Below are 2,387 nucleotides of genomic sequence, written 5' to 3'. Positions count from 1 at the left end.
TAGTGACTGAAGAAGAGACGAAAAAGCAGAAGGTACCAGAATCCAATTCGGTTTGAGGAATCGGAAGTCGTGAGAGTTAAAGTTATTACCAATATAGTGACAAATCCAGTAAAATTACTGTGACTTTGATTCCCTGATACAGGTAGTATCTAGCCAACATGAATGAAAGCAGTTTTATCGAAGTTGATGGGATTCGCTTTGAAACCCTTGTACCCAAGCGAGTATTAACTGTGCTGAAAAAAGACCTAATTGAAAAACTTTCGGACAAAGGAGTGAAAAAAAGAAAATATCCATCGATCAATTCTTAAACCTATGGAATCTGTGGAGAGTAATTACACCATTACTGGTGGTATCAGGTTTGAAACCCTCGTACCAGAACGAGTCTTGATTATCCCCAACCAGGATAATATCAAAACCTGGGCTGACTTTGGCATTAAAGTAACGAACCAAACCTCAACTCCCTATCGCTTTATCTTCTTTAGCTTAATTCCAGAAATCGTAGGACCAGAGGGAGAAGCAGTCGAATATGGTGCTGGCATAAATCATGCAAATCTCCCATTAGAGTCAGATTTTCTGTTAGCTAAACCAGGGGCGACTTTAACTTTCTTGACAAAAGCCAAGTTTTTCTGTGTGGGCAACAAGCTAGGATTTGGTGGTGTAAACCGCTACAATTTATCTTGGAGTTATAGAGGTCTGAGACCAATTAAATATTGGGTACGTTTTACTTATAGAAAAATATCTCCAACTCCAAAAATCAGCCGTCAGCCTTGGCCCTTCTTAGAAGAGCTTTGGACAGGTATAGCATCTTCACCTTACGAAGAGTTCTACTTAGAATATTCTCCGGATTAAGGATAAGGAGTGAAAAAAGCAAATATTTATTTACAATGAGGCACAAAAAATGAAATTACGAGCGTATTTTTCAAACTTCTTGACAACGACCTTATTCGTTGTCCTTACTTGTGAATCTGCGATAGCTTTTAAAATCAAGTATCCACCCCCGGATTCGTCTAATTATTATGTTCCTTACCAGTTAGGAGATTACGAGGGAGTGACATGGTTGCCAGTTCCAACAGCACTAGACAGAGGAGGAACAAATGAACTGCTAAAACTGCTCAACGATTTTTCTAGACATCAAGGGGGAAAATGGACTTTCGTTCCCGCAGAAAACGACTTACAAGGTAGTTTTGATATACAATCTTATTACGCTTGCGGCCCTCAAACTCATTGTGGGATAGAAATGCTTGAAGACGAATCCTTCATAGGAGGAGTAGGAGCTTTCTTTGAGGTAGAGTATCATCCAGGTGGAGATACTGACTCAATACCAAATAAATTTGATAAACGACTCCACTGGGTTCAAAGAATTAAAAATAACCATAAAGCAACCGACGAAGTGTTTGACTATCCATTTGACTATCCACATGGAACCATTCAAGATGCTCTTGATATTAGTACTGGTGCAAGTACCCCCTACTACCCAACAAACTATGATCAGTTGGACAATGGGACTCCTTACATATACTTTCAAGACACACCCTACAGATTTGATCCTTTAAACGATCATACCTGGAATGCTTTTCTTTTCCTGACTGAAGATATTACACCGAGAGGAAGCACAACAAAGACCATAAGAATTCACAACGGCATCAAGTGGGGATGGAGAAACCAAATACTAAAAAGGCCAAATTCTGTTCCGGCTTGCCCCCCTGGAAGCGAACATAATTTGGCTACTAACAACAGTGATGGCCAAGTCGCTAGCGATAGTAGTGAATGTGTAGTGGCTAAAAAATTCTCAGACAGCCTATCATCAGGTACAGAAAGAGACAACTTTAACCTAGACGGCCTCACTCCTGGAGCCACATTTTACGCCTGGATTAACAATGATATTCCCTCCAACCAATGCAACCCCAATACCTACCTGAGCGGATACGACGATGAGGGCTATTTCCTCGGAGCTGACGATAACAGCAGTCACCTTGGTGATGGTTTTGCCTCCTCAGTCTTAGGTACTGTATCGAGTAACGGTAGGATCAATTTATCTGTTAAGGCGGCTGATGGCGGTCGTCGCGGAGAAGATGAAGGTAACTACGAACTTTACGTCAATGTATTCAATACTGAAGACTCCCCAATAGGAACGGGTAGTGAAGGCAATAACAACGGCAGTATTCCACTCGGTGGTAGTGGAGGTGGAGGGATTATCATCGGCGGTAGCGGTGGTGGCGGTATTATCGGCGGTAGCGGTGGTGGAGGCGTTATCCTTGGCAACGAGGACGGCGGTAACATCGAAGATACACCAGGTCGCACTCAACAAAATCCCATACTTCCGAGTAGCATTGACTCTGATGGCTGGCAACACTTCTCTAACGTTCCCGGTTGTCGCTGGTATGACC

General features: G+C 42.4%; 2 protein-coding genes. Both read left to right on the top strand.

What is annotated here, in order from left to right:
- Positions 1–312 precede the first annotated feature (312 nt).
- The gene (locus AC3A14_RS24590) at positions 313–849 is read left to right on the top strand and encodes a hypothetical protein (protein WP_318734023.1); all 537 of its coding nucleotides are present in this window, start codon (positions 313–315) and stop codon (positions 847–849) included.
- 49 nt (positions 850–898) lie between these two features.
- The coding region (locus AC3A14_RS24585) for a hypothetical protein (protein WP_487779240.1) at positions 899–2,387 on the top strand (1,489 nt) is incomplete at its 3' end.

Source organism: Roseofilum sp., assembly GCF_982964205.1.
Note: the sequence above shows the minus strand (reverse complement) of the source record. Positions and strands in the feature narration are given on the sequence as shown.

What these genes read in the sequence shown, in the direction of transcription:
- AC3A14_RS24590 (WP_318734023.1), top strand. Translation starts at nt 313, where the DNA reads ATGGAATCTGTGGAGAGTAATTACACCATTACTGGTGGTATCAGGTTT.